The organism is Gluconacetobacter sp. (assembly GCF_047721585.1).
Classification (GTDB): Bacteria; Pseudomonadota; Alphaproteobacteria; order Acetobacterales; family Acetobacteraceae; genus Gluconacetobacter; species Gluconacetobacter dulcium.
Genome location: NZ_JBDNXE010000053.1, coordinates 19,182 through 26,882 on the forward strand (window position 1 = coordinate 19,182; position 7,701 = coordinate 26,882).

Here is a 7,701-nt window from a genome sequence, read left to right on the forward strand (position 1 = left end):
CACGGGCGGCCGGCAGGCCGCCGACCTGCCGGACGATTTCACCCCCGCCCTGATCGTCCTGGCGACGAAACCGCAGAAGGCGGCGGACATCCTGCCGTCCATCGCGCGTTTCGCCCGCCACGCGCCGGTCCTGTCGGTCATGGCCGGCAAGACGGTCGGCGGCCTCACCGCCGCCCTCGCCGCCGCCGGCGCCCCCGGCGCGACCGTCATCCGCGCCATGCCCAACACGCCCAGCGCCGTCGGCCAGGGCATGACCGTCTGCTTCGCCCCCCCCGCCGCGACCGAGGCCGACCGCGCCCTCTGCACCCGCCTGCTCTCGGCGGTGGGCGACGTGGCCTGGGTGGCGGAAGAGCGGCAGATGGACGCCGTCACCGCCGTCTCGGGCAGCGGCCCCGCCTATGTCTTCCTGCTGGCCGAACTGATGGAACAGGCCGGCATCGCCCAGGGCCTGCCGGCCGGCCTGGCCAGGCAGATCGCCCGGCGCACCGTCTCGGGCGCCGGCGCGCTGATGGAACAGTCGGGTGTCGACGCGGCGGAACTGCGCCGCCGCGTCACCAGCCCCGGCGGCACGACCCAAAAGGCGCTGGATGTCCTGATGGCGCCGTCGGCCTGGCCGGCGGAAATGGAGGCGGCAATCGCCGCCGCCGCCCACCGCGCGCACGAACTGGCATCCTGAGCGACGAACTTGCACGCCCCTGCGCCGTAATTTAACCGCAATGAAGACCAAGCCTTCCGGATCGGCCGGATCGGGCCACAGACCAGATGACCGTCAGAAAGCTTATGGATAACGATCAGTTCGACGATGCCCTGCTTCGCGCCGCCATGGAGCGCGCCGCACTTTACGGTTGGGGGCGGCTGACCGTCGTCGACGCCGCGCGCGACGCCGGCGTGCCGCTGGACGAGGCCCGGCGCCGCTTTCCGGTCAAGACCGCCATCCTGCTGAAACTGGGCCGGCTGGCCGATGAATCGGCCCTGGTCGATGACGGCAGCACCGGCACGGTGCGCGAACAATTGTTCGACGTGCTGATGCGCCGTTTCGACGTCCTGCAACAATATCGCGAGGGCGTTCGCGCCGTCATGCGCGCCCTGCCGTTCGATCCCGCGCTGGCCCTGTTCCTGGGTGCCACGACGGCGGAGAGCATGCGCTGGATGGCCGGCGCCGCGGGCCTCGACCTCTCCGGCCCCGCCGGCGTCCTGCGCCTCCAGGGCCTGATCGGCGTCTGGGCCTACACGATGCGGGCGTGGGAGCGCGACGACACCGAAGACATGTCGCGCACCATGGCCGCCCTCGACCAGGCGCTGGACCGCGCCGGCCGCCTGGGCACCATGCTCGCACGGCGCGGCGCCGCCACGGCGGAGACCGGGCAGAGCATGGACCCGATCGACCCCTCGATCGACCTGCCGCTCGATCCTCTGTCGGACCAACTGTAACACCCGACGCAGGAACCCTCTTTACGCGGCCCCATCCTTCCCTCTAGAAGGACGAGGCCGACACGATCCGGTCCAATGGGGCGTAGCCAAGTGGTAAGGCAGCGGATTTTGATTCCGCCATTCGGAGGTTCGAGTCCTCCCGCCCCAGCCAAACCGACTCTATAAGAGCCCAGCCCCTGCCGGCCCCTTCCCGGTGAAGACACGGGCGGACGCCTCCGCACAGGGCCTCTCCACGCCAGAAACACAGCCCTATCATATTGTTTCTGAAAAGAAACATGATATGGAACGATCGCCCGCGCAATCAGGTCGTCACCCCGCCATTCCTGTTCCTGACCGGGACAGCAACCAGCCGCGCATCCCGATTTCACAATCAGGAAGACATAGGCTCGAAATTTCCAGAATCGTTCCCGGCAGACCGTCATCACGGCCACGTCCGGCACAGGCGACGCCATCGCCGCGTCGATACCGGATATCTGCAGAACAGACCCGGCACACTTTCCCCGATCACCCGGCGAAAGCAGTCTTTGCCACATCCGCGTCGCGGGGGTCACACCCGCGTCACGGGGGCGGGCCACGGCCGCTGGCAGCCATGGCCCAGACGGATCAGACCGCCTTCTTGAGGTTCGGACTGGCCTTGAAACGAACGGTCTTGCCGGCCTTCACCTTCACCGGCTCGCCGGTGCGGGGGTTCAACGCCTTGCGGGCCTTGGTCTTCTTGACCGTGAACGTCCCGAAAGACGGCAGGGTGAATCCGCCTTCCTTCTTCAGTTCCTTGACGATGGCAGCCATCAGGTCGGACGCGGCCTGGTTGGCGGCGACGCCGGTGCAGTCGATCGAATCCTGAATAACGGCTGCAATAAAGGCTTTGCTCATGTGCTCTCTCTTCTCCTGCCAGGTCCTGGAAATACATCCGCGACGGGCCGAAACCGTTGCGACGCTCCGAAACAGCGGTCGCGGCTTTTAGCGCGCTGTTAAACCTTATGCCACAAAATTCTTCAATGCATGGAGATTCTTGCTGACATGAACAGCGAAATAGCCACCCCTTCCCGAAACTGCCCGATTTCGCGGAAAACTGGACAACAGACGGTGAATGATAACGGACGCGCACCGCTTTTCGTCCGATGACCCGGCCCCGCATCACCTGCCTGTTCGCACAGTACGATCCGGCGGGCCTGCTGCGCGCCCACACCCGTCATTATCTGGCCGAACTCGCCGCCTGCGGCATGACGGTGCATCTCGCACTCTCGGGCGCTCACCATATCGCACCCGATATCGCCCGTTTCTGCGCCGATCACGGCATCGTCCCACATACACGGCCCAATCGCGGCCTGGATTTCGGCGCCTGGCAGCATCTTCTGTCCGCCGGCTGCGCCAGGGGCGCCGACAGGGTCCTGTTCGCGAATGACAGCGTATTCGGCCCGCTGAATCCTCTGGCACCGATCCTGGAGCGGATCATGGCACGCCCCGCCGATGTCTGGGGCCTGGTCGAATCCCGCCATCCCGTCTGGCATCTGCAATCGTGGTTCCTGTGCTTCAGCGCCGACGCGCTCGCCCACCCGGCGGTCCAGCGCGTGCTGGCCCTCCCGTTCACCGAGATGACCAAACCGGAAATCATCCTGCACGGCGAACTGGGCCTGGGCACGGCCATCCGCGCGGCGGGCCTGCGCGTTGCCGCAGCCTGGAGAGACGATGCAAGAGGGCCGCGCCGCCTCGTTCCCGTCAATCCGATGCATGTCGACTGGCTGTCGATCGCGCGTTCGCCCGACTGCCCCTTCATCAAGATCGAACTTCTGCGCGACAATCCCTGCGGCATCGGCTGGATCGGCGCATGGCGCGACCTCCTGGCAACGCGCGATCATTTTCCGGCCGCCTGGATCGACGACGCCCTGCGCGGCCGCCCCGCGTCCGCCGCCATGGCCGGCTGGAAAATCCGGCTGCTGTTTCTCCTGATCAGCCGCGACCGGCCGGCAATCCTGCGGGCCATGCGTTGGCGGCGGTCCGCAACAGTTCCAGCAACGTCACCGCCTGCTGCTGCCACGTAACCAGTTGGCTCTTGCAGGGATTGACATGCCCCGCCAGCCGGTCCGGCCGGTCCAGAAGCTCCGTCACCGCCGCCACAAGCGCGTCCACATCGGCCGTCAGCCCGATCAATGTCCCGTTCACGCCGGCAACGATGTCTTCCGCCTGCCCGCCCGGCGCCGACGCGATCACCCAGACATCGCGGGCCAGCGCCTCACGCACCGTCAGGCCATAGCTCTCGGGCCAGCTTGACGGAAACAGCAGCACATCGATGGAGTCGAAAAAAGCGTCGATCGTCGCACTGTCATAAGCCGGCATCACCTCGACGGTGCCCCGCACCCGCCAGTCGGACATTTCGACGGTGTTCATGCCCAGCACCGTCTTGCCGTCCACCAGCCGCAACACCCAGTCTCCACGCTCCAGGGCCTCGAACGCCGCGCGAACCAGCGGATACCCCTTCACCGCCTCGACCCCTCCGACATACCCGAACCGCAGCGGCGCCCCCTCCGGCCGCCGCGTCCTGGGCGTCACGGGCCAGCGGAAGCCGTTGCGATGCACGACGATCCGCGCAGGATCGACACCGTTGGCCAGATGCAGGTCCCGATGCGTGGCACTCGGGCTGAGCAGAAGGGCGGCATCCCGCAGGGCGGCACCCGCCAACGCCGCGCGATCTTCCAGATGCCGCGCATCCGGCCGGCATCGCTGGCAGGCACGCAGGTCGATGCGCTTCTGCCCGCAGAAGCGCCCGTCCTCACGCACCATGAACTGCCTGTCGCACAGCCACCAGGCATCATGAAGCGTGATTACATAAGGAATATTCCTCTCCCGGCACACATCGACCAGCCCCACGCCCAACCCCTGGGTGGCATGAAAATGGACCACATCGGGCCGGAATGCCGCGACATGCTGCGCGAACAGCGCGGCAGCCGCCGGATGATGAAACATCATGATCGGGTCCGCCGTGGGCGGCAGGTCCACCGCCACCACCGGCACGCCGTCCTGGTCGTACCGCATCGCCGCCGCCGGACGATCGGGATCGTACACACCCCCCGGCCGCGTGGTGAAAACCGACAACGCGACCCGGCCGCTGGCCCGCAGCCGCTCGACCATCTCCACGGCGACATGCGTGGCCCCGCCGAAAGCCCGTGGCGGGTAATAGACATTCACGCACAGCACACGCAGCCGCCCGTCCTGCACAACCGGCGGCGGGGCGCCGAACACGGCCCGCAACTGGGTCTCCGCCACGCGCGCGGGGGCATAGCGCGCACCGACATCGCCACGCGCCCGCGCGCCCACCTCCCGCCGCAACGCCCCATCCGCCGCCAGCGCCAGTATCGCGCGCGTCCACTCCGCATCCGTCCTGGCCAGCAAGCCGGTCTGCCCATCAACGATCACATCGGCAAAAGCCCGCCGGGGCGAACAGACCAGCGGCACGCCCACCGCGGCGGCTTCCAGATATTTGATATTGCTCTTGGCATCATTGAAGACGCTGTCTTCCAACGGCGCGATCGCGATATCCGCGCGCGCCATCAGCGCCAGATAATCCGCATAGGACCGTCCGGCCAGAACCACCACCCGCTCGCCCATCGCCCGCATGGCGGGCGGCAGCGCCAGTTCCCCGACAATCCACAGCACCAGCCGGGGATTTTCCGCCATCGCCGCCATCAGCCCAGGCGCCGCGGCAAGAAAATCGGCATCATGCGTACGGGTGCCCGACCCGTAGATCACGACGACCGGCCCATCACCCTCCGCCTCCGCCCGCAGCGGCAGGCTCAGCCGCGCGGAACGGGCCGCATCCATCGTTTCCGCATCAAGCGCGTTCTCGATAACCCCGACTTCCCCCACCCCGGCATCCCGCATCACCTGCGCCAGGACGGGCGTGGAGGCAATGCCCCGGCGGCACCCCAGCATGCAGGCACGGAACAGTCCCGCCCCGAACAGCAGCCGCGCGCGCTCCTGTTTCGTCAGCATCGCAAGATTGCCGTTGCGGGCATAAAGGTCACGGTCGAAGATCAGATCATCGACTTCCCACCAGGAGGGAACAGCCAGACGCCGCGCCTCCTCCAGCATGACCTGGACCGAGGCGAAAGCCGGCACACGATAGAACACCACGCCGGAACAGAACTGCAACGCGCCCAGCGCATCGGCCGTATGCCGCCAATCCACCACCCGGCAGTCCCAGCCCAGCAGACGCATCTGCTCCACCCGCTGCCAGACACGATATTTCGCACACTGGCTCAGGCTGAGTTCCGCGATGATCAGGATCATGGGCGTCCACGCGACCGGCGCCACCGGCAACGCCGCGTCGCCGTCCCGCGCCCCTGCCGGCCCAACCTCCCCGCGCGGAAAAAGCGCGCGCCCGACATATCCAAGCGCCGGCCCAACCCCGTCACGCCCGATCCGGCCCCACAGCCGCACGATCGCTTCGGTCAGCGGGCGGCCGAACGGATCGCGCCCGCGCGTAGCCGCCCGGATCATCCGCGCCACCCGCAGAAAACGGCCGGTCAGCGCCCGATCCTGCATCGCCATCAGATGGCGCAACTGGTCGAGTTCCGCCCGCAAATCCGCCGCGCGAACCGCCTGAAGCCGCATGCCGGCCTGCCCGATGCCCCGGTCGCCGGCGAGAGGCAGGCTGGAAGCGGAGCCGTCCACGCGCCGCGATCAGCTCAGGGTGAAGTCGCTGGTCTTCAGGTCCGTAATCCCGACGAACGTAATCCGCGTGTTGTCGGTCAACTGGATGGTGCTGTTTCCGCCCGCGATGGTGGCGGCGGAAAGAATGGTCTGCAACTGATTGTTGTTCTGATAACCATATTGATACAGCGCGACCATGTTCCCCGCCGCACTGCCGAAATCGGTGATGACGTTGTCCCCGCCGCTGCTGGGGCCGTTGGTGAAGGCGAACAGGTTGTCGCCACTGCCGCCCGTCATGGTCGCGCTGCCGGTGCCGCCCACCAGCGTATCGTTGCCCGACCCGCCGATAAACGTCACGTTGCCGCCATCGGCGAAAGCATGCAGCGGGCTGCTCGCCTGCGCACCGTCCAGGGTTTCGTTTCCTTCATTGGCCACGAACAGGGTCGGCCCGGACGCCCCCAGCGTCATGGTCAGGCCCGCCGCGCCGAAGATGGTGGATTGCCCCGCCACCACGCTGGTCATGCCCGTGCCGTTCAGGAAGGTCAGGCTGCCGGTCACGCTGATCGTATTGCCGACGCCTTCCGCAACCTGAAGGTTTCCAGCCGCCGAAATCGTATCGGAGACCGCGCCCGCGATCGTGCCCGACGTCCCGGTGAACGACACCATGTCCTGCGCTCCGCCGGACACGGTGCTGCCGCCACCCACCGAGACGATGCTGTGGGACGCCTTGTCCACGACGGTCGCATTGTCGCCCAGCAGCACCAGCGAACTGCCGGCATTGATCGTCACCGACTGGGTGCCCATTGTCCCGACAATGGTATCCGTCCCCATCGAATTGACGGAATTCGATCCATCTCCCAGGAAGATCCGGTTCGCGCCACTGCCGGCATTGACGGTATCGTTGCCATGATCGGTCACGACCAGGTCATTGCCCGCGCCCATATTGATGGTAAAGCTGCCGTTCCCACCAATAAAGACGTTGTCGCCGGCCGTCGCCAGGAAGCTGCCCCCGGCCGCACCACCCAGGAAGGTCGTCCCCCCCAGCGTGCCGGAGATGACATCCACCGGCGTCGTGACCTCATGCGCGTCGATCGCCACCGGCGCCGTCAGCACGGAATCCAACGCGCCACCCGACAGCGCACCGGCCACGATGTTGACGTAGGCCCCATCCAGCGCATAGGCGCCGCCGACCGTGATCACCCCGACCGAGCTGCCGACGCTGGCGGAATTAAAGCCATTCTGTAATGTAGAAAAGCTTTTCCCCGCGGCGCTCTCCCGCAAAGTCTTCGCATAGGCATTGGCCAAGGCAAGCGTGTCGCCGCCATCGACCGTCACGTTCACATTTGTGCCCGCGGCACCCATCACGGTTACAATCGCCACAGCCCGCTCCCCGATATTGCTTGGCCGGACGACAACACGTCATCAGCCATTACGAACCGATCCGAAGCCGCATCACATGACGATGTGCGCCTGGAATGATCGGGATCATGTAAGCGCACAGACCTTCCCAAAATATTAACATCCTGTCGTGCAGGATCGAAAAATCACGTATCACTGTAAGATGGACGCGCGACATTCCGATGGACGCAGACACCTGGCACCCCCCTGCCCGCCCCCAGG

6 protein-coding genes and 1 tRNA gene are annotated in these 7,701 nt (G+C 66.5%); 4 read left to right on the forward strand and 3 right to left on the reverse strand.

Translation table 11 applies throughout. The features are described 5' to 3' along the window. The 3 genes from proC to ABF821_RS11335 all read left to right on the forward strand — a co-directional run. A partial coding sequence (proC, locus tag ABF821_RS11325; RefSeq protein WP_415530048.1) for a pyrroline-5-carboxylate reductase occupies positions 1-676 on the forward strand: 676 nt, incomplete at its 5' end. 104 nt (positions 677-780) lie between these two features. Then, positions 781-1,431: a TetR family transcriptional regulator gene (locus tag ABF821_RS11330; RefSeq protein ID WP_183009718.1), complete on the forward strand. Its 651-nt coding sequence runs from the start codon at positions 781-783 to the stop codon at positions 1,429-1,431. Positions 1,432-1,507: 76 nt separating this feature from the next. Then, positions 1,508-1,582, forward strand: a tRNA-Gln gene (locus ABF821_RS11335). Positions 1,583-2,034: 452 nt separating this feature from the next. On the opposite strand, the gene ABF821_RS11340 is transcribed toward ABF821_RS11335, so the two are convergent. Next, positions 2,035-2,304: an HU family DNA-binding protein gene (locus ABF821_RS11340; RefSeq protein WP_114729562.1), complete on the reverse strand. Its 270-nt coding sequence runs from the start codon at positions 2,302-2,304 to the stop codon at positions 2,035-2,037. A 248-nt stretch (positions 2,305-2,552) separates the two neighbouring features. On the opposite strand from ABF821_RS11340, the gene ABF821_RS11345 reads away from it, so the two are divergent. Next, entirely contained in the window at positions 2,553-3,473 is a 921-nt protein-coding gene (locus ABF821_RS11345; protein ID WP_183009693.1) for a rhamnan synthesis F family protein, read from the forward strand. On the opposite strand, the gene ABF821_RS11350 is transcribed toward ABF821_RS11345, so the two are convergent. Together ABF821_RS11350 and ABF821_RS11355 are read right to left on the reverse strand one after the other, a co-directional pair. Continuing rightward, positions 3,382-6,102 (reverse strand): glycosyltransferase, encoded by a 2,721-nt coding sequence (locus tag ABF821_RS11350; protein ID WP_310888966.1) that lies wholly within the window; start codon positions 6,100-6,102, stop codon positions 3,382-3,384. The genes ABF821_RS11345 and ABF821_RS11350 overlap by 92 nt on opposite strands. A 9-nt stretch (positions 6,103-6,111) precedes the next feature. Further along, positions 6,112-7,461 (reverse strand): beta strand repeat-containing protein, encoded by a 1,350-nt coding sequence (locus tag ABF821_RS11355; RefSeq protein ID WP_415530049.1) that lies wholly within the window; start codon positions 7,459-7,461, stop codon positions 6,112-6,114. Positions 7,462-7,701 lie beyond the last annotated feature (240 nt).

Excerpts from the sequence above, each read along its gene's own strand:
- ABF821_RS11330 (WP_183009718.1), top strand. The coding sequence starts at position 781 with ATGGATAACGATCAGTTCGACGATGCCCTGCTTCGCGCCGCCATGGAG.
- ABF821_RS11340 (WP_114729562.1), bottom strand. The coding sequence starts at position 2,304 with ATGAGCAAAGCCTTTATTGCAGCCGTTATTCAGGATTCGATCGACTGC.
- ABF821_RS11345 (WP_183009693.1), top strand. The coding sequence starts at position 2,553 with ATGACCCGGCCCCGCATCACCTGCCTGTTCGCACAGTACGATCCGGCG.